We start from the raw sequence: 268 nt of genomic DNA on the forward strand, positions 1-268 counted from the left end.
GGCAGAGTTTCTGCTCAGTGCGACTTTTAGGTTCACGTTGTTCGAGGTACCATCCTTGAAGCTCGATACAAAGAGAGGATAGTTCTGAAGTGTGTACTGGGTATAGTTCAAAGAATACACCAGCGTGAAAAAGTCGTCGGGCCATTTTAGCTGTTTACCGAGCGCGATGGAAGCGCCGAAGTTCTTGAGCTTGTTGGTATCGCTGAAAAAGTATCTTCCATCCAGACCAATACCGCCGGTTCTGAACACGCTCTTATAAAGGCTCAGG

Annotated in this window: 1 protein-coding gene; it reads right to left on the minus strand. The window is 47.4% G+C overall.

The features are described 5' to 3' along the window. On the minus strand, positions 1-268 hold a 268-nt coding region (locus ACKX14_RS15930), incomplete at both ends, for a hypothetical protein (protein WP_422449379.1).

The sequence above is a fragment of the Thermorhabdus hydrogeniformans genome (assembly GCF_049310025.1).
In the GTDB taxonomy this organism is placed as follows: Bacteria; Bacillota; Thermosediminibacteria; order Thermosediminibacterales; family Tepidanaerobacteraceae; genus JBJYKD01.